This window comes from Burkholderia sp. LMU1-1-1.1 (genome assembly GCF_040675865.1).
Taxonomy (GTDB): domain Bacteria; phylum Pseudomonadota; class Gammaproteobacteria; order Burkholderiales; family Burkholderiaceae_D; genus Rugamonas.
In genome coordinates, this window is the sequence record NZ_JBEGHG010000019.1 from 40,306 (window position 1) to 58,540 (window position 18,235).

At 64.9% G+C, this 18,235-nt stretch carries 13 protein-coding genes; 5 read left to right on the forward strand and 8 right to left on the reverse strand.

The genetic code is table 11. The features are described 5' to 3' along the window. Nucleotides 1-147: 147 nt before the first annotated feature. On the forward strand, nucleotides 148-618 hold the full coding sequence (locus MRBLMU1_RS17240; protein WP_363503540.1) for a hypothetical protein: 471 nt from the start codon (nucleotides 148-150) through the stop codon (nucleotides 616-618). On the opposite strand, the gene MRBLMU1_RS17245 is transcribed toward MRBLMU1_RS17240, so the two are convergent. The 5 genes from MRBLMU1_RS17245 to MRBLMU1_RS17265 all read right to left on the reverse strand — a co-directional run bounded on the left by MRBLMU1_RS17245 (nucleotide 589) and on the right by MRBLMU1_RS17265 (nucleotide 9,413). Then, nucleotides 589-2,229 carry a methyl-accepting chemotaxis protein gene (locus tag MRBLMU1_RS17245; protein WP_363503542.1) on the reverse strand — a complete coding sequence of 547 codons (1,641 nt, stop codon included), beginning with the start codon at nucleotides 2,227-2,229 and terminating at the stop codon, nucleotides 589-591. The genes MRBLMU1_RS17240 and MRBLMU1_RS17245 overlap by 30 nt on opposite strands. 300 nt (nucleotides 2,230-2,529) lie before the next feature. Then, nucleotides 2,530-3,951 carry an OmpP1/FadL family transporter gene (locus MRBLMU1_RS17250; protein WP_363503544.1) on the reverse strand — a complete coding sequence of 474 codons (1,422 nt, stop codon included), beginning with the start codon at nucleotides 3,949-3,951 and terminating at the stop codon, nucleotides 2,530-2,532. Nucleotides 3,952-4,202: 251 nt separating this feature from the next. After that, on the reverse strand, nucleotides 4,203-7,478 hold the full coding sequence (locus MRBLMU1_RS17255) for an efflux RND transporter permease subunit (RefSeq protein WP_363503546.1): 3,276 nt from the start codon (nucleotides 7,476-7,478) through the stop codon (nucleotides 4,203-4,205). A 12-nt stretch (nucleotides 7,479-7,490) separates the two neighbouring features. Continuing rightward, entirely contained in the window at nucleotides 7,491-8,684 is a 1,194-nt protein-coding gene (locus MRBLMU1_RS17260) for an efflux RND transporter periplasmic adaptor subunit (RefSeq protein ID WP_363503548.1), read from the reverse strand. Nucleotides 8,685-8,969: 285 nt separating this feature from the next. Continuing rightward, nucleotides 8,970-9,413, reverse strand: coding sequence for a divergent PAP2 family protein (locus tag MRBLMU1_RS17265; protein WP_363503550.1), 444 nt, complete (start codon nucleotides 9,411-9,413; stop codon nucleotides 8,970-8,972). A 107-nt stretch (nucleotides 9,414-9,520) separates the two neighbouring features. Here MRBLMU1_RS17265 and MRBLMU1_RS17270 point away from each other — a divergent pair, with 107 nt between their 5' ends. Both MRBLMU1_RS17270 and MRBLMU1_RS17275 read left to right on the forward strand, forming a co-directional pair. Further along, nucleotides 9,521-10,579, forward strand: coding sequence for a DUF475 domain-containing protein (locus tag MRBLMU1_RS17270; RefSeq protein ID WP_363503552.1), 1,059 nt, complete (start codon nucleotides 9,521-9,523; stop codon nucleotides 10,577-10,579). A gap of 49 nt (nucleotides 10,580-10,628) precedes the next feature. Then, nucleotides 10,629-11,000 (forward strand): hypothetical protein, encoded by a 372-nt coding sequence (locus tag MRBLMU1_RS17275; protein ID WP_363503554.1) that lies wholly within the window; start codon nucleotides 10,629-10,631, stop codon nucleotides 10,998-11,000. A gap of 169 nt (nucleotides 11,001-11,169) precedes the next feature. Here the strand turns inward: MRBLMU1_RS17275 and MRBLMU1_RS17280 are convergent, their stop codons facing one another. Together MRBLMU1_RS17280 and MRBLMU1_RS17285 are read right to left on the reverse strand one after the other, a co-directional pair. Next, the gene (locus tag MRBLMU1_RS17280; protein WP_363503556.1) at nucleotides 11,170-13,470 is read right to left on the reverse strand and encodes a hypothetical protein; all 2,301 of its coding nucleotides are present in this window, start codon (nucleotides 13,468-13,470) and stop codon (nucleotides 11,170-11,172) included. Between the two features lie 234 nt (nucleotides 13,471-13,704). Further along, entirely contained in the window at nucleotides 13,705-14,742 is a 1,038-nt protein-coding gene (locus tag MRBLMU1_RS17285; protein WP_414646091.1) for a serine/threonine protein kinase, read from the reverse strand. Nucleotides 14,743-14,877: 135 nt separating this feature from the next. On the opposite strand from MRBLMU1_RS17285, the gene MRBLMU1_RS17290 reads away from it, so the two are divergent. Beyond that, a complete protein-coding gene (locus MRBLMU1_RS17290) occupies nucleotides 14,878-15,585 on the forward strand; it encodes a UPF0149 family protein (RefSeq protein WP_363503560.1) in 708 nt (235 codons plus the stop codon). Between the two features lie 87 nt (nucleotides 15,586-15,672). Continuing rightward, on the forward strand, nucleotides 15,673-17,004 hold the full coding sequence (locus MRBLMU1_RS17295) for an Nramp family divalent metal transporter (protein WP_363503562.1): 1,332 nt from the start codon (nucleotides 15,673-15,675) through the stop codon (nucleotides 17,002-17,004). Nucleotides 17,005-17,186: 182 nt separating this feature from the next. On the opposite strand, the gene MRBLMU1_RS17300 is transcribed toward MRBLMU1_RS17295, so the two are convergent. Further along, on the reverse strand, nucleotides 17,187-18,197 hold the full coding sequence (locus tag MRBLMU1_RS17300; protein WP_363503564.1) for a DUF1176 domain-containing protein: 1,011 nt from the start codon (nucleotides 18,195-18,197) through the stop codon (nucleotides 17,187-17,189). Nucleotides 18,198-18,235: the final 38 nt, after the last annotated feature.

Below are 18,235 nucleotides of genomic sequence, written 5' to 3' on the forward strand. Positions count from 1 at the left end.
CGGGGACGGATATCCCACGCGACATGGTCGCGCCCTATCCGGGCTTGAGTTGTTGCGTATCGATCACACGTAACAATTGGTGAGGATTCGTGCCAAGCAACGCTCTAGAATGAAGCGAAACGCCCATCCCGACAGGCAAAGGCAACTATGCCGCTCCTTGACCGCTCAGCTCATCAACCCGACCGCGCCGAATCTGGCGCGCCGCTCGGCGCGCCGAGCGTTGATGCCGGAGCGCCGGGGTGCGCGACGGTACCGGCGGTGTCCGGCTTGATCCTGGGCTTGATCCTGGTGCCGGTCGCTTGCGCCGGATGCATCGTGATACTCTATAGCCAGGCCTTCCCCAGCGCGGAAAAAACACGGCGAGTCATGATGGAAAAGGCGCTTGTTTCCTGCCGCGCCGCGCTGATCGGCAACGCGAACGCCCCGGCCGACTGGCGCATGCTGATGCGCGCCCCCAGCCACGCCAGCATCGTCGGCGATAAAATCTCGTTTTTCTGGAATGACGACCTGCCCGATGGCGGGGACGCGCCGCGCCGGCGGAGGCCCGCCACTTGCCACGGGACTTTGTCCGCCGGCGCCTTCACCGACTTAAGAATTGACGGCGACAAGATCCCGTGACCGCGCCGGACGATGCCTGTGCGGCGGTTTTGGAACGGACCGGACGGTTGCATCCTGTCTCAACACGAATTTCCCGACCACCTCGACCAGTTCGCCCGCCTGGCTTTCCATCGACGCGGCGGCGGCGGCCGACTGCTCGACCAGGGCGGCGTTTTGCTGCGTCACCCCATCCATCTGCATGATGGCTTGATTGATCTGCTCGATACCCAGGCTTTGCTCACGGCTCGCCGCCGAGATTTCCGTGATGATGTCGCTCACGCGGCGCACGCTGTCGACCACCTCGATCATGGTCGCGCCGGCCTGTTCGACCAGTTGCGAACCCGACTCGACCTTCGAGACGGAATCGCCGATCAGGATTTTGATGTCCTTCGCGGCCGCCGCGCTGCGCTGGGCGAGATTGCGCACCTCGGTCGCCACCACCGCGAAGCCACGGCCCTGCTCCCCGGCGCGGGCCGCCTCGACCGCCGCGTTCAGCGCCAGGATATTGGTCTGGAACGCGATGCCGTCGATCACGTTGATGATCTCGACGATTTTTTTCGACGACGCGTTGATCGCGCTCATCGTTTGGACCACATCGGCGATGACCGCCCCGCCCTTGCCCGCCACGACCGACGCGGCATGCGACAGGCTGTCGGCCTGGCGCGCGTTGTCGGCGTTTTGCTTGACGGTGCTGGTCAACTCCTCCATCGACGAAGCCGTCTCTTCGAGCGAGCTGGCCTGCTCCTCGGTGCGCGACGACAAGTCCATATTGCCGGCCGCGATCTCCTGCGACATCGAAGTCATGCTTTCGGTGCGCGTCCTGACTTGGCCGACGATGTGCTGCAAACTTTCGTTCATGTCTTTCAACGCGCCCAGCAGCAAGGCGGTTTCGTCCTTGCCGGTCACCACGATCTCGCTGGTGAGGTCGCCGGCGGCGACGGTGCGGGCGATCGTCACGGCGCGGTTGACCGGCACCGTGATGCTGCGCGTGATGAGCAAGGCGATCACGATGCCGGCCAGCACGGCCAAAGCGCCGATGCCGATCATCAGGTTGCGGGCCAGCAGATAGCTGCTGCTAGCGGCGGCGGTGGCCACCTCGTTTTGTTTCTTCTCGCTGTCCTCGAGCGCCGCCAGCGCCGCTTGCCAGCGCCGCTGGACCGCGCGCAGGTCGCCTATGAGGATCTTGGTGGCCTCGGCGTTCTGATTGGCCTGGCCGAGCCGCTGCACCTGGGCGATCAACGGCAGCGCGGCGGTCTCCTGCGTCTTGATGTCGGCCAGGATGGCCCGCTCGTCGGCCTCGATGCCGTACAACGCAAAGGTCTCGTTGAGGTGTTTCTCAGCCGCCGCGTAAAGCTCAGCCTGCTTGGCGATGCGATCGACCTCGGTTTGCGACTGGGCGGGACTATCGAGCAACACGATATTGCGCAGCGCGATCATGCGGTCATCCATGCTCAGCCGCATGCTGGACGCCATATTGGCCTCGACGTTGTTTCCCAGGGTGATTTCCTCCATGGATTCCTCGATGGCGGCGAGACGGCTGATCCCGAGCACGGCGATGACGATCAGCATCGCCAGAATCACGCCAAAGGCCGCGATCAGGCGCGGGCCGATGTTCAAATGTTGAATTTTCATGTTTGCATCTCCTGAAACAAGACAATCTCGACGGATCGCCGTGGTGGCTGATCCGTGCTACGGCGGGGGCATGGCCGGCAAAAAAGGGGGCGCGTGATGGCGTTGGGATGCGGGCAATGTGGCGAGTGGGGGGCACACCGTCCGATACGCAAATACTACATGAATTTCCAGGTGGAAATTTATTCTTTCCAAAAAGATAGATTCGGCGCGGACGTAGCGACAAAAAAAATGCCGTCCAGGGTTAGCTGGACGGCATTGTTGGCGACGGCAACGGCACCGTCGCGGCGCGCTGGCGCGGGATTAGAACTTGTAGTTGTAGGACAGGCCGATCAACGACAGGTGCGTGTTGTACGTACCGCGCGTGGTCTCGCCATTGCCGGTGCAAGTGCGCGACAAGGTGTTGCACAGGTTCGTGTAGTTCACCTGCGCGTCCTTGAAGTCCACATAGCTGTACGCCAGATCGATCGACGAGCGTGCGTCCAGCTTCCAGTTCATGCCCAGCGAGTACTGCATGCGATCGCTGTCCGGCAGCGCCGGGTGGCGCAGTTCGGCGTTTTGCACCGGCGACTCGTCGAACGCCACACCGGCGCGCAAGGTCACGTTCTCGTTGTAGACATAGTTGCCGCCCACCGCCACGCGCACCGTGTTTTTCCACTGCTGACGGATCACCTCGGCGCCTTCGGTCGTGCCAGGGAACTCGATGTCCAGGTTGCCCAGACGGTTATGACGCGACCAGGTCACGTCGGCCATGCCGGCCCATTTGGAATCGAATTGGTGGAAGACGTTGGCCGACAAGGTATCCGGCGTGCGCAGCGATACCAGCGCGGCCGAGTTGGCGCGATGCGACGCGGCCGCCAGCACGCCGTTGACGACCGGATCGCTGGTCGATTTCGAGAAGTCCCAAAGAGTGCTGCCGCGCATATTGTGGCTGATCGACGAACGATAGCTCAAGCCGAAGCGGGTGTTCTCGTCCAGGGTGAACAGATAGCCCAGGTTGAAGCCGAAGCCCCAATCCTTGACCTCGTTCTCGCCACGGCCGTCGCCGGCGGTCGCCAGCAGCGCCGGATTGCCGCCCAGCGCAGTGATCTGACGAATCAGCGCGGCGCCTTGCGCGGCGTTGGCCGGCGTGCGCAGCGCGGCGATGGTGCCCGGCACGTCGACAGCCTGGCCCAGTTCGGCCTTCATGTGTTCCGCGTCGATGCCGAAACCGAACGCGTGGTGCTGGTTCAGCTTGAACGACACCGACGGATTGAGCGTGATCGCCTCCACCAGCACGTCGGTCAGCGCGTAGCGGCCGTTCCAGGTGCTGCCGTAGTTCAGCTTGGCGCCGTACGGCACGAACAGGCCGAGGCCGACCGCCCATTGATCGTTCAACTTCTTGGTCGCGTACAACGACGGCGCGGTCACCGAATTCGGCGCGTAGTCGTTGGCCTGGGTGCCGCCGGTGCGCGAGCCGGTGAAGCGGGTCGAGCCGGTATCGGCATAGGTCGAATGCGGCACCACGACGGTGGCGCCGGCGCTGATCTGCGTGCCTTCCAGGCGCGACATGCCGGCCGGGTTGTAGAAGATGGTCGAAGCGTCGTTGGCTTCGGCGCCGCTGGCGTCGGCGGTGCCTTGGGCGGCCACGCTCTGCGAACCGAAACGGTAGCCGGAGGCGCTGGCGCCGGTGGTCATCAGGCTCAGGGCGGCGGCGATAATCAGGGGAAGGTGCTTGCGTTGCATGGTGGAGTCTCTCATTGTAGTCGGCGACTGTGCGCCAGGTTTTTTTCTGGTCCGGCAGCAAATCAAACCGTTCAGGCCGGATTTGGTGCGGGAAGGCCAGCAGCTTACTACATTTATAAAGTTTACCGAAAGAGGTGTTACTAGAGGGCAAGCACTAATTTTCACCTTGAAACCGAGCACTTGCTCTGCATTCCAGGCATAAAAAAAGGGCCGAAGCCCTTTTCCAACCCACTGTTTTAGGCCTCGCTGGCTTACTGCGGATCGAAGGCGCTCTTGTTGAGCGAGACGGTCGGCGCCACGATGGCCGGGGTGCCGCCGCCGCGCTTGCCGGTGACCTTGTTGAACACCCACTTCAGCGAGCGGTAGACGAAGCGGATCAAGGTCAGGAACAACAGCACTTCGATCGCCGTCTGCACGAACGCGACCGCCGTGCCCCAGGCGCCGAAACGGCCGGTCCAGCGCTCGATCCGGCGGTGGAACTTGAGCGCCAGGCTGTCCTTGTTGATCTCGATGCTGTCGTAGAAGGTCGGCACCATCAGCAACGTCAGCACGGTCGAGGTGATCGTGCCGCCGATGATGGCGATCGCCATCGGACGGTAGAACTCGCCGCCCTCGCCCAACGCCAGCGCGACCGGGAACATGCCGGCGATCAGCGCGAAGGTGGTCATCAGGATCGGCCGCAGACGCATGCGCCCGGCGTACATCAGCGCGTCCTCGCGGCTGTAGCCCTCCTCCTCGCGCTTGCGGGCGGCGTCGAGCAGCAGGATGGCGTTCTTGGCCACCAGACCCATCAGCATGATCACCCCGATCAAACTCATCAGGTTAATCGTGCCGTTGGTCATCAACAGGCCCAGCACCACGCCGATCAGCGACAGCGGCAGCGACAGCATGACGGCGATCGGCGCCGTGAACGACCCGAACTGCATCACCAGGATCAGGTACATCAGGCCGATACCGGCCAGCAGCGAGATCATCATCTGGCTGAACACCTCGTTCATGTCGCGGCCGGCGCCGCCCAGCGACAGGCCGTAGCCTGGCGGGAAGTCGATTTCCTTGGCCAGTTTCATGGCGTCGTTGGTCACCTCGCCCGGCGAACGGCCTTGGGCGTTGGCGCTCACCGAGATGATGCGCTTGCCGTCCTTGTGCTTGATCGTCGACGGCCCCTTGCCCATCGTCACGCTGGCGATCTGGTCGAGCGGCACCATTTGGTTGGTGCCGGCCACGCTGATCGGCAGGCGTTCGATGTTCTCGGCGCTGGTGCGGTCCTCCGGCGCCAGGCGCACGGCGACGTCGCGCGACTCGCCGGTCGGGTCGACCCAGTCGCCGACCTCGATGCCGGCGAAGGCCACGCGCAGCGCCTGGGCGGCGTCGCCGGCGGCGATGCCCATCGAATTGGCCAAGCCCCGGTTCAGTTCGATCTGCAGCTCGTCCTTCGGATCCTGCTCGGACAGGCTGACGTCGACCGCGCCCGGCACCTTGCGCAGGCGGTCCATGTAGGCGTTGGTGATTTCCATCAGCTTGCGCGAATCGGCGCCGGTGAACTGGATCTCGACCGGCTTGCTGGCGTTGTTGCTCAAGTCTTCCAGCACCGTGTATTCGGCGCCGACCAGTCCGGCCAGCTTCTCGCGCAATTCCTTGGCGATCTCGATCGCCGAACGCTTGCGCTCGGTCTTCTTGCCGATGTCCACATAGATGCGCCCGCCGGTCGGGTTGACATAGGCGTTGGTCTGCTTGGTTTCCTTGATCGTGAACGCGACCTTGGCGGCGCGGTCCAGTTTCAGGCGCGAGTATTCCAGGCTGGCCGACGACGGCGCCCGCACGTCGATGGCGATGGTGCCGAAGTCCGACGACGGCAGGAAGCTGAAGCCGCCCAGCTTGGCTTGCAGCGCCAGCGCGGCCGCGAACGTCAGCACCGCCAGCACGGCCATCGCTTTACGGTGGTGCAAGGCCCAGGCGATGACGTTGCCGTAGCGGTCGGCCTGATGGTCGAACCAGTTGTTGAAGCGCTCGAGCACACGGCCCAGGCCCTTGCGCGGCGCCGTGTGGTGGTCCGGCGGGTCGCCCCAGAAGGCCGACAGCATCGGGTCCAAGGTGAACGAGATCAGCAGCGAGACCGCGACCGAGCACGTCACCGTCAGCGCGAACGGACGGAACCACTCGCCGGTGATGCCCGGCATGAAGGCCACCGGAATGAACACGGCCATGATGGAGAAGGTCGTGGCGGCCACGGCCATGCCGATCTCGGCCGTGCCGTTGAGCGCGGCGGTGCGGCGGTCGGCGCCCATCTGCATGTGGCGCACGATGTTTTCCCGCACCACGATGGCGTCATCGATCAGCACGCCGATCGCCAGCGACAGGCCCAACAAGGTCATGAAGTTCAGCGTAAAGCCGCACAGCCAGACGCCGATGAAGGCGGCGATCACCGAAGTGGGCAGGCTGAGCGCGGTGATCATCGTCGAACGCCACGAATTCAAAAACGCGTACACGACGAAAATGGTCAGGCCGGCGCCGAACACCAGCGCCTCGATCACGTTGTTGAGGCTGTTCTCGGCGTCCTCGCCGCCATCCTCGGTCACTTCCAGCGTGGCGCCGGTCGGCAATTCCTTGCGCATTTCCTCGACCATCGCCTTGACCTTGCGCGCCACCGTCACGGTCGACGCGTCCTTGGAGCGGGTGATCGAGATGCCGACGTTGGGCTTGCCCGAGCGCACGCTAAGCGAGCTCATCTCGGCGAAGCCGTCCTCGATCGTCGCCACCTGCGCCAGGCGCACCAGCTCGTCGCCGTTGCGCTTGACCACCACTTGCTGGAAGTCCTCGGGGCGCTCGATGCGGCCGACCAGGCGGATGCTCTTCTCGTCGAGCTCGCCCTTGACCTTGCCCACCGGCGCGTTGGTGTTCTGGTTGCGCAAGGCGTTGACGACGTCGCCGACGGAGACGTTGTATTCGCGCAGCTTCTCGGCCTTGAGCAGCACGCTCAGCTCGCGCTTGAGCGAGCCGTCGATGTTGACCGAGGCCACGCCGTCGATGCCGCGGAAGCGGTCGGCCAGCTTGTCCTCGGCCAGGCGCGAGATGACGGCGTGGCTTTGCACGCTCGACGACAGCGCCAGCTGCATGACCGGCTGGGCCGAGGTATCGATGCGCTGCAAAATCGGCTCGCGCATCTCGATCGGCAGCTTGTAGCGCACCGACGCGATCGAATTGCGGATCTCGTCGGAGGCCTCGATCAGGTTCTTGCTGAAGGCGAACTTGATGAACACCCGCGCCTGGCCCTCGGACGCGGTCGAGTTGACCTCGGTCACGCCGGTGATCGACTGGAACGACTTTTCCAGCCGGTTGACGATCTCGCGCTCGACCGTCTCGGGCGAAGCGCCCGGGTACGGGATCATGACGACGATGAACGGCACTTCGACGTCGGGATTCTGGTTGACCCGCAATTTGCTCAGGGCCATCAGCCCCAGGCACATCATGGCGAGGATCAGCACGATCGTCGCGACCGGCCGTTTGATACTGAAATCGGATAAGAACATCGCGGTTATTCCTTATTTTTCTGCGACGGTGGAGGCCGAGGCCGACGCGGCGGCGACCGCCTTCGGCGCGCTGAGCACGACCTTCTGGCCGTCCTTGAAGCCCGAGCCGGGCACGCGCACGATGGTGTCGCCGGCGGCCAGGCCGGACAGCACCTGCCAGCGCCCGCTGCGCTCGTCGCGCGTGCCGATGGTCAGCGGCGCCTTGCTCAGGGTGCCCCCCTTGACGCGCCACACATAGTTGTTGTCGCCGGCCTGCACCAGCGCCGACGGCGGCACCATCAGCGACGACGACGATTTCGACTCGACCCTGCCTTCGGCGTACAGGCCGGCCACGCGGGGCTGCGCCGACTCGGCGAACTCGACGAGCACCTCGACTTGGCGGGTGACGGCGTTAGCGGCCGGATCGACCCGTTTGACCTTGCCGCTGAAGTTCTGGCCCGGATAGCCGTTGACGCGGAACAGCACCGGCTGGCCGACCTTGACCTCGCCGATCTTGTCGGCCGAGACCAGTCCCTCGAAACGCATGCTCGACGGATCGATCACCTTGATCAACTCTTTGCCGACCTGGGCGGTGTCGCCGTTGGAGACCTTGCGCTCGCTGACGATGCCGTCGAACGGCGCGCGCACGGTCGTGCGGCTCAGCTGCTGGCGCGCCGCCACCAGGCGCGAACGGGCCGCCGACAGGTCGCTCAGGGCGTTGTTGCGGCGGATTTCGGCGTCTTCCAGCGCCTGGGTCGAGACCATGCCGGAGGCGCGCAGCGTGGTGTTACGCTCGTGCATGCGCTCTGCCTGGGCCAGCGACTGCTGGGCCGCGCGCGAGGCTTCCTCGGCCGAGGTCAGGCTGTCGCGGATCGAGGTTTCATCGAGGCGCACCAGCACATCGCCCTTTTTGACGGCCTCGCCGTTTTCCTTGAGTACTTGAATTACGACCGCGCTCACCTCGGCGCGCAGGTCGGCGCGGCGCTCGGGCTGGATCGAGCCGGTGATCACCGGGCCGGACGCGAGCGCGTTCGATTCAACGGCGAGGATATCCTCCTGGGCCATCTGCAACACCACCTCCGGCTCTTTCTTGGCGTCCTTGTCGCCCTTGCCGTCCGCCTTGGCGGTGGCGGAGGCCGCCGCCCCTTTCTCGGGCTCCTTGGCAGACTTGCCGCATGCAACCAAGGCTGCAGCGACGGCGAGAGCGAGTAGGGTTTTGCGCAACATAAAGTTCTCCGAGAAAGTGGACGTGGTGCTATTAGTATTTTAGCCAGACTACAGCGCGCAGAGTATCCCCGAGTGGCCGGCAGAGGTCAATCGACGTGCGACGGACGGCAGAATTTGTGGCTGAAATGCCGAATAGTAGGATGAACGGTAGAGCGGAAGGGAATTACGGCAGCCGATTGAGCCCGGCTGTGACCCGGTGAGGCGGGGTCGTACCCCGTACGGGGCACGACTCCTGTGTGCCGCCGTGCGGGTTGAACGGTACCGGTGACGGGCGCCCGGCCAGGGTCACCCGCGCCCGAAAACGGCGTGGATGGCGTGGGCGATGGCGATGCCGGTGCACAAGCCGCCGATGATCTCGACCACGGTGTGGCCCATGCGCTCGCGCAGCCAGGTGTGGCCGGCGGGCACGGCGGCGGGCCGGCTCTCCGCCGACGCCAGCCTATTAATGGCGGCGGCCTGCTTGCCGACGTGCTGGCGCAGGCTGTTGGCGTCGATGACGACGATGAAGCACAAGGTCACGGCAACCCCGAACGCCGGGTGGCCTATGCCCTCGCGCAGCGCGATCAGGGTCGCCATGCTCGACACCACGGCGCTATGGTTGCTCGGAAAACCGCCGTTGCCGACCAAATTGAAGGCCCATTTGCGCGCCTTGGCGCTATTAATAAGAAACTTGATCGGGCCGACGGTGAGCCAGGTAATCAGGGGCGTGACGAGGTAAGCGATGTCCATCGGTAGTTCCTTTGCATTTTTGTGGCGCAATTATCGCAGATGGGTTCACAGTGGCGGAAGCAACTCAGATAAAATTCAATACATCACATCATTTCAAAAAAATACACATGCGACATTTCGGCATTTCCTTCCTCGTCACCTTCATCCTCCTGGGCCTGGCCGGCTGGTGGGGCTTCAATCACGGCGGCAGCTCGGGTCTGCTGCAGGCGTTGTGGATTTGCGCAGTACTGGGCATCATGGAAGTGTCGCTTTCGTTCGACAATGCCGTTGTCAACGCCTCCGTGCTGCGCCACTGGAACGAATTCTGGCGCAAGTTGTTCCTGACGGTCGGCATCCTGGTGGCGGTGTTCGGCATGCGGCTGCTGTTTCCGCTGCTGATCGTGTCCATGGCCACCGGCCTGGGCCTGCTCGACGTGTGGACCATGGCGACCACCAATCCGGACGAATACTCACGCTACCTGACCGGCGCCCACGCCCAGGTGGCGGCCTTCGGCGGCGCTTTCCTGCTGCTGGTGTTCCTCAACTTCCTGTTTGACGAGGAAAAGGAGCTGCACTGGCTGGGCTGGATCGAGGCCAAGCTGGGCGAACACGGCACCGAAAGCCTGGCCGTGCTGCTGACCCTGGCGGCGGTGTTCGGCTGCGTCTACCTGGTGCCGGAAGCGGAGAAATTGAGCGTGCTGACCGCCGGCGTGGTCGGCGTGCTGGTGTATCTGGCGGTGGGCTGGATCAGCAGCCTGCTGGAGGAAGACCCGCCGGCCGAGGACGGCGACACCACCGAGGCCGGCGTCGGCGCCGTGGTCTCGGCCGTGTCGCGCGGCAGCATCGGCGGCTTCCTGTATCTGGAGGTGCTGGACGCGTCGTTCAGTTTTGACGGCGTGATCGGCGCGTTCGCCATCACCAAGGATGTCGTCATCATCATGCTGGGTCTGGCGATCGGCGCCATGTTCGTGCGTTCGCTGACGGTGTTCCTGGTGCACAAGGGCACACTGGACGAATATGTCTATCTGGAGCACGGCGCGCACTATGCGATCGGGATTCTGGCACTGATCATGCTGGCCAGTGTCAAATACCATATTCCGGAGTGGTTTACGGGCTTGTCCGGGGTGGCGTTCATCGCCGTGTCGCTATGGTCGTCGATCCGTCACAGGCGCCTGCACCCCGCGTGATAAGATTGAAAACATTGCAGACTAATTTGGAAATCCAACCGGCTTACTTATGACAAAATCATCGCGTATCGTGCTGTACTTCATCGCCCTGGTGGCCGCCACCCTGCTGGTTTTCGTCGCTTATACTTGGGCGATGTTGCATATTTCCTACTCGGATGGCGAGCGCGCGGGCTATTTGCAAAAGTTTTCCACCCGTGGCTGGATATGCAAGACTTGGGAGGGGGAGATTTTGCTAACCTCGATGCCGGGCGCGATACCGGAGAAGTTCGAGTTCAGCGTGCGCGATGAGGCGGTGGCCAAGCAATTGACCGACGCCACCGGCAAGCGTGTGATTTTGAGCTACTCGCAGCACAAGGGCGTACCGACGCAGTGTTTCGGCGAGACGGAGTACTACATCACCAAGGTGCAGGTGCAGCCGTAAAATAAAAGCCTGGCCATTGACACTCGATCCCTTCTAAACCACGTAGGGCGGATTAGCGTAGCGTAATCGGCCATGGTTACGCCGCCGACGGCTCATAAATGGCCGATTACGGCGTTCCGCCTAATCCGCCCTACGTGTCTCCACGAATCCCCGCAGCCGCGTTCCCGGATCAGCGTGCGCGCCACACCGGTTGGGCTTGACGCGCTTCCTTGCGCGCGCGGGCCGCATCCAGCGTTTCGACCACGGCGCCTTCGGCCGCGTCCACCTTGGCCTGCACGCCATCCAGCGCCTTTTGCACCGCGCCATGACGGCGCGTCTCCAATTCCAACAACTTCTGCTTGGCCGCGGTCATCGCAACCGTCGTGTCGGCCACTTTGCGCTGCATGTCGGCATGCGCCTTGGCCGTTTCCAGCAACGCCAACTGGCCTGCGGCCTTGTCCACCGCAGCTTGCGCCGCCGCCCGTTCGGCCTGCGCGCGCTGCGCCATCGCATCCGCTTCCGCCTGCTCCGCGTCGGCGCGCTGACGCGCCGCCTCGGCCATCTGCCGCTCCGCCTCCAGACGCCCCGCGATCGCCTTCGACGCCCGCACTTCCGACGCCGTGGTCAACCGTTGCTGCGCCAGCTTCTGCTCGATCAGCGCCAGCGACTCGCGCTCGGTTTCGATGAATTCACGTTCGGCCTGCAACAGCGCTTCGGCGGCGGCGGCCTTGTCCTGCTCGATCCGGGCGCGCTCGGCGTGCACCACGCCCAATTCCACGGCCAGGCGCGCCTGCGCGGCCAGCGCTTGGGCCGCGGTGGCTTGCTGCTCCGCTTCCAGCGCCACTTGCGCGGCGATCACGCTTGCCGCGTCGGCTTGCTTGTCGGCGGCGTCGGCCAGGCGTTGTTCGGCTTCCTGCTGCCGGCGCAGCGCCTCGGTCTGCGCGCGCTCGGCGGCGATGCGATGCTTGGCAGCCGCGCTGGCGCCCTCCTCGGCCGCCAACTTCTCCTTCAGCGCGGCGATGGCTTGCTGCTCGTCGGCGGCGCGCGCCTGCTCGGCTTGCAGCAACACCTCGGCCTGATCGGCCTTTTGTTTCGCCAGCGCGTCGGCTTGGCGTTGCGCCTCGACCTGGCGCGCGATCGTGGCCACTTCCTCTTGCTCGGCGGCGTTGACGCTGGCGGCCAGCTCGGCGGCGGCGCGCGACAGCGCGGCGCGTTCCTCGGCAAGCGCGGCGGCGCGCTGCTGTTCCTGCGTCTCGGCGCGGGCCGCCTCGGCGGCGACCTCGTCCGCCGCCTGGCGCTGTTTGGCTTGCGCCAGCGCCAGCGACTCGGCTTCGACCTTGGCATGGGTGCTCAGCTCGGCTTCCTGCTCGGCCTGCACGCGGGCCAGCGCGACGGCGCGCAGCTGGCTGTCGACTTCGATGCGCGCCTCGGTCGCGGCCATGATGCTGGCGTCGGCGTCGCGGCGCGCCTTGGCGCTGGCGGCGGCCACCATTTCCAGGCGTTCGCGGTGGATGGCGGCGTCGCGGATCTCTTTTTCGGTTTGCAGGCGCAGGTGCAGCGACTGGGCGGCGCTGCGTTCCGATTCGGCCTTGGCCAGGGCGATCTGTTCACGCTCCTGTTCCAGATGGGCCAGCGCACGGGCCTCTTCCAGCGCGCGCACCTCGGCGGCGGCACGGTTGAAGGCCGATTCGAGCGCGATCTGGTCGGCGCGTTCGCGCTGCACGGTCAGGTCCAGCGCTTCGGCCTCGGCCTGGGCCAGCATCTGCGCGGTCTGGCGCGCGGCGTAGGCCTGGCGCTCGCGTTCGCGCGCCAGCGTGGCGACGCGGGCGTCGGCGCTGGCGATGCCGACCACTTCATCCTTGGCGGCCTGCACGGCGGCGACGCGCTCGACGGCCTGCAGGCGGGCTTGTTCGGTCTGGACTTGCAGTTCCTCGGCGGCGCGGGCTGCCTGCTCGGCCAACTCGGATTCGGCGGCGATCTGCTCGAAGGCGCGCTGGCGGCTTTCGCTTTCGGCCTTGGCGCGCGTCTCGGCGGCCAGGCGGATTTGGGTGTCGGCTTCGACGCGGGCGCGCAGTTCGGCGGTTTCCTGTTTGACGGCGTCGAGGCGGGCGACGCTGGCCTGGGCGGCGGCGCGCAGCGATTCGAGGCGGTCGCGGTTGGCGGCAATGGCTTCTTCCGATGCCTGGGCGTTTTGCTGGGCGACGGCGGCGGCGGCGGCGTCGATGGCGGCGCGGTCCTCGGCCAGCGCGCGGGCGCGGGCTTCGGCGTGGGCGCGGCTCTCGGCGGCGCAGGCGGCCTTGGCTTCGGCTTCGACGCGGGCGATGGCTTCCTGGATGGCTTTCATTTCCATCGCCGCGCGCGGGGTCGGCACGTTGGCGAGCGGTTCGTCGGGGTCATGCAAGACGACGGTGGGAACGGTATCGGCGGAAAAAGCCACGCCCAATTGGACGTCTTCGATTGCGCTTTCGCGTTGAGCCAGTTCTGCTTGCATGAGGTTTCTCGCTTGACGATGTGCCCCGGCACATGACGGGACTGCTCTCATTATCAAACAGGGAACATGCGGGCCGAATGGCAAGCAGAGGGGAGAAAACCCGCTTATTCCAGTTTAACCCATCGCGGAAGGGCAAACCCGCACGGCCAAGCGGGATCGTACCCCGTACGGGGTACGACCCCAAACCCAGGCGCCGGCGCCACGACGGCTTGGTTGACGGGTTTGGGTTTCATATCAAACCGGCAACGGCGGCTCTTCCATCAACGCGACCTGCTCGCGCAACTCCAGAATGCGATCCTGCCAATAACGTTGTGTATTAAACCACGGAAACGCTGCCGGGAACGCCGGATCGTCCCAGCGCCGCGCCAGCCAGGCCGAGTAGTGAATCAACCGCAAGGTGCGCAGCGCTTCGACCAGATGCAACTGGCGCGGGTTGAATTCGCAGAAATCCTCGTACCCGGCCAGGATATCGCTCATCTGCCGCACCTGCTCGCCCCGGTCGCCGGACAGCATCATCCACAAGTCCTGGATCGCCGGCCCCATGCGGCTGTCGTCGAAGTCGACGAAGTGCGGCCCGGCGTCGGTCCACAGCACATTGCCGCCATGGCAATCGCCATGCAAACGCAGTTGCGGCAACTCCCCCGCCCGGTCGTACGCGCGCCGCACGCCGTCGAGCGCCTGCTGCGAGACGCTGGCATACGCCTCTTGCAAATCCGCCGGAATGAATTGATTGGTCTGCAAGAATTCGCACGGCTCGGTGCCGAACGTGGCGATGTCGAGCGCCGGCCGCTCCAGATACGGTTTGACCGCGCCGACCGCGTGGATGCGGGCGATGAAACGCCCGGTCCACTCCAGCACCGACGGATCGCTCAGCTCGGGCGCGCGGCCGCCGTGGCGGGTGAAAACGGCAAAGCGGAAGCCGTTAAAGTGATGCAGGGTCCTGCCGTCCAGCGCCAGCGCCGGCACCACCGGGATCTCGCGCGCGGCCAGCTCCTCGGTGAAGGCGTGCTCCTCGAGGATGGCGGCGTCGCTCCAGCGTCCCGGACGATAGAACTTGACCACCAGCGGCAACGCGTCCTCGATGCCGACCTGGTAGACGCGGTTCTCGTAGCTGTTCAGCGCCAGCAGGCGGCCGTCGCCGCGCAGGCCGATGCTGTCGAGCGCGTCGAGCACGCATTCGGGATTGAGCGCGGAATACGGGTGCGGCACGTGCGCCGGCGCCGCGGCGCCTTCGTCATCGGCCGAATCGGCGCCGCCCTGCGGCCCGGCCATGGCGGCGGCCAGCGCGGCGGCGCGGGCGTCTTCTTCTTCGTCGTCTAAGTGATCTTGGTTATCTTGGTTCATCCCCGCATTGTACGGGGCGCGGCGTGTATACTGTGGCCTTCAATCCAAGAAAAAGAGCAAGCCATGCAACTCGACCAGCCACTGAGCGACAAAGAATTCGACGAATTAGACAATTTCCTGTTATCGGAGCGCAGCCCCGAGGACGCGATGACGATGGACATGCTGCACGGTTACCTGACCGCCATCGCCATCGGCCCGGAAACCATCATGCCGGCCGAGTGGCTCAAGCGCGTGTGGGGCCAGGAAGAAGCCGACGTCCCGAAATTCAAGAACCCGAAGGAAGAGGAACGCATCCTCAACCTGATCATGCGCTTCATGAACGAGGTGCTGGTGACGTTCGAGGTCGCGCCGAAGGAGTTCGAGCCGCTGTTCGTCGAGCACGAGCACGAAGGCCAGACCCTGATCGACGCCGAGGCGTGGTGCTGGGGCTTCTGGGAAGGCATGGAGCTGCGTCCGGGCTCGTGGCAGGAGATCTGGGACTCGGACGTGCAGGAACTGATGAAGCCGATCTACCTGCTCGGCGCCGACGAGATCGAGGAAGAGGAACTGCCGCTGGTCGAAGATCCGGTCAAGGCCCACAAGCTGGCCCAGGACCTGGAAGCGAACCTGCCGCTGATCTACAAGTTCTGGGTGCCACGCCGCAAGGCGCCGGTGGCCACGGTCAAGCGCGACGAGCCCAAGGTCGGCCGCAACGACGACTGCCCTTGCGGCAGCGGCAAGAAGTACAAGAAGTGCCACGGCGACGAAGCGGCCAACGACGCCGGCAAATAAGCCATACGTCCCTATCCGCTCCGCAAGGGATAGGGACGAAGTTGCACCAACTCAAGTAGAATTTGGGCATTCATTATCAGGATGCCCATGTTCTCACTCCCCTTCAAGCTCCCCACCACCGCCACCGCGCCGTTCTGCCCGTCGGAAGTGGCCGGCACCGTCCAGGTGCCCGAGGGCGATCCCTTCTGGAAGAAAGTGCTGCGCTTCGCCGGTCCCGGCCTGCTGGTCTCGGTCGGTTACATGGACCCGGGCAACTGGGCCACGGCGATCCAGGGCGGCTCGCAGTTCGGCTACCAGCTGCTGTTCGTGGTGGTGTTGTCGAGCCTGGCCGCCATCGTGCTGCAATGCCTGAGCATGCGCCTGGGCATCGTGACCGGCAAGGACCTGGCCGTGCACTGCCGCGAGCAATACAAGCCGCCGGTGGCCAAGACCTTGTGGGGCTTCGCCGAGATTTCCATCATCGCCTGCGACCTGGCCGAGGTGCTCGGCTGCGCGCTGGCGTTCAAGCTGCTGCTGGGCGTGTCGCTGCCCGTCGGCGTCGCGCTCACCGCGCTCGACACCTTGCTGGTGCTCGGCCTCAAGGGCAAGGGCTTCCGCCAGATCGAAGCGATCGTGCTGGCGCTGATCCTGACGGTGGCCACCTGCCTGTTCACCGAACTCATTTTCGTCAAGCCCGACTGGAACGCCGTCATGGCGGGACTGGTGCCGTCGCTGTCGACCCTGTCGGAGCGCGAGCCGCTGTACCTGGCCATCGGCATCCTCGGCGCGACCGTAATGCCGCACAATCTGTATTTGCACTCGTCGGTGGTGCAGACGCGCGTGGTGTCGCAAAAGGCCAGCGCCAAGCGCGAGGCGATCGGCCTGTCGCGCATCGACACCATCGTCTCGCTGCTGCTGGCGTTGCTGATCAACGGCTCCATCCTGGTGCTGGCGGCGGCCGCCTTCCACGAGCCGGGCAACACGCGCGTGCTCGACATCGACGACGCCTATCTGCTGCTCGCGCCGGTGGCCGGCACGGCGCTGGCGGCGACCTTGTTCGCGCTGGCGCTGCTGGCGTCCGGGCAAAGCTCCACCTTCACCGGCACCATCGCCGGCCAGGTCATCATGGAAGGTTTTCTGAAAATGAAGATCCCGTGCTGGCAGCGGCGCGCCCTCACGCGCGGGCTGGCGCTGATCCCGGCGATGATCGGCGTGCTGACGTTGGGTGAACACTCGGTCGGCAAGCTGCTGGTGCTGAGCCAGGTGGTGCTGAGCATGCAACTGCCGTTCGCGATGTATCCGCTGATCAGCCTGACGTCGCAGCGCCGCATCATGGGCGATTTTGTCAACGCCTGGTGGACCACGGTGTTGTCGTGGTTCCTGTTCGCGGTGATCTCCAGCGCCAACGCCTGGCTGGTGTGGCAAGCGTTCGCCGGATAAGGTAACCCGGAATGACCTTGGAGACACGTAGGGCGGATTAGGCGGAACGCCGTAATCGGCCATCGTTGGGCCGCCGACGGCGCATGCATGGCCGATTACGCTTCGCTAATCCGCCCTACGTGTTTTAGATTTTTCGTGGTCCTATCTCGCCGCATGCGCCGTCAATCGGACCCTGAGCCGCCCTATTTAATCTGCGCGCTCCAATCGCTCAGCATATACCCACCCGGCACGCCACGGCACAGGCGCGCCGATGACGCCGACGACAGCTTGAAACCTTCCGCCGTCCACAGCCAAGTGGCCTGCGTGTTGCAGTCGCCCAGTCCGCGCCCTTTCGCGAAGCTGCCCAGCTCGCCCTTGTCGAACGACGCGTTGAGCAACTCGTTGTCCGGAGCGACGTCGGCGTCCGTCAACCGCGCCCGCTGTGCGGCATACGGCGGCTTGTCGTCGGCGATCCAGACCGCAAAGCTGGACTGGTAGGCGCCACGCCCGCATTCGATCAGCAACAACATCTTCGACGCCGACAAACGATAGATCTCGCTCTGGGATTCGCCGCGGCCGATCAGATCCGGCTCCTCGTCGCAACCACCCTTCGGCAACTTCTTGGCGATCACCGGCAGCAACGCCGCATCCTGCTTGCGCTCCGGCGGGGACGGGAGGCCGCGCAGCGTTGGCGCCGGCAAAGCCGGCAACACGGCGCTTGCCGGCTTCGTCCCCGGCTTGACCAGCGCCGTGACGGTGCCCACCCGCCCCTGCAAATCGTCCATCTTCAACAACGCCGCCTTCATGCCCGCCAGCGACAGCCGCCACTTGGTTTTACCATCGGTAACGTCGGCGTACTCGGCATTTAGTAGCGACGGCAGCAAGCGCGCGATCTGCGCCGCCGTCAATTCGGCGTCGGAGGTCAACCCGGCCAAGGTCAATTGCCCGGCCCGCAAGGTCAACGGACCGACCTCGCCCTCGTCCGCGGCGATCACGCTCAGTTTCGCCGCCACGGTCCCGACAGGCCCCGCCGGACGACCCAGCCACAAGGCCACCGGAAAGCTATCCCCCTCGTCCGCCTGATAACCCACCGCCTCGCAGGCGCGCGTGTTGTCGCAGGCGACCTCCCAATCCTTGATCGTGAAATGGGCGGCGCCGGCCGTGGCGCCGACCAGCGCCAGCGCCGCGGCGACGACATATTGCAAAATTCTCATGACTTGCCCTCCAGACGAAAAAAAACAGGTTCAACCGA

What these genes read in the sequence shown, in the direction of transcription:
- MRBLMU1_RS17240 (WP_363503540.1), top strand. Translation starts at nt 148, where the DNA reads ATGCCGCTCCTTGACCGCTCAGCTCATCAACCCGACCGCGCCGAATCT.
- MRBLMU1_RS17245 (WP_363503542.1), bottom strand. Translation starts at nt 2,229, where the DNA reads ATGAAAATTCAACATTTGAACATCGGCCCGCGCCTGATCGCGGCCTTT.
- MRBLMU1_RS17250 (WP_363503544.1), bottom strand. Translation starts at nt 3,951, where the DNA reads ATGCAACGCAAGCACCTTCCCCTGATTATCGCCGCCGCCCTGAGCCTG.
- MRBLMU1_RS17255 (WP_363503546.1), bottom strand. Translation starts at nt 7,478, where the DNA reads ATGTTCTTATCCGATTTCAGTATCAAACGGCCGGTCGCGACGATCGTG.
- MRBLMU1_RS17260 (WP_363503548.1), bottom strand. Translation starts at nt 8,684, where the DNA reads ATGTTGCGCAAAACCCTACTCGCTCTCGCCGTCGCTGCAGCCTTGGTT.
- MRBLMU1_RS17265 (WP_363503550.1), bottom strand. Translation starts at nt 9,413, where the DNA reads ATGGACATCGCTTACCTCGTCACGCCCCTGATTACCTGGCTCACCGTC.
- MRBLMU1_RS17270 (WP_363503552.1), top strand. Translation starts at nt 9,521, where the DNA reads ATGCGACATTTCGGCATTTCCTTCCTCGTCACCTTCATCCTCCTGGGC.
- MRBLMU1_RS17275 (WP_363503554.1), top strand. Translation starts at nt 10,629, where the DNA reads ATGACAAAATCATCGCGTATCGTGCTGTACTTCATCGCCCTGGTGGCC.
- MRBLMU1_RS17280 (WP_363503556.1), bottom strand. Translation starts at nt 13,470, where the DNA reads ATGCAAGCAGAACTGGCTCAACGCGAAAGCGCAATCGAAGACGTCCAA.
- MRBLMU1_RS17285 (WP_414646091.1), bottom strand. Translation starts at nt 14,742, where the DNA reads ATGGCCGGGCCGCAGGGCGGCGCCGATTCGGCCGATGACGAAGGCGCC.
- MRBLMU1_RS17290 (WP_363503560.1), top strand. Translation starts at nt 14,878, where the DNA reads ATGCAACTCGACCAGCCACTGAGCGACAAAGAATTCGACGAATTAGAC.
- MRBLMU1_RS17295 (WP_363503562.1), top strand. Translation starts at nt 15,673, where the DNA reads ATGTTCTCACTCCCCTTCAAGCTCCCCACCACCGCCACCGCGCCGTTC.
- MRBLMU1_RS17300 (WP_363503564.1), bottom strand. Translation starts at nt 18,197, where the DNA reads ATGAGAATTTTGCAATATGTCGTCGCCGCGGCGCTGGCGCTGGTCGGC.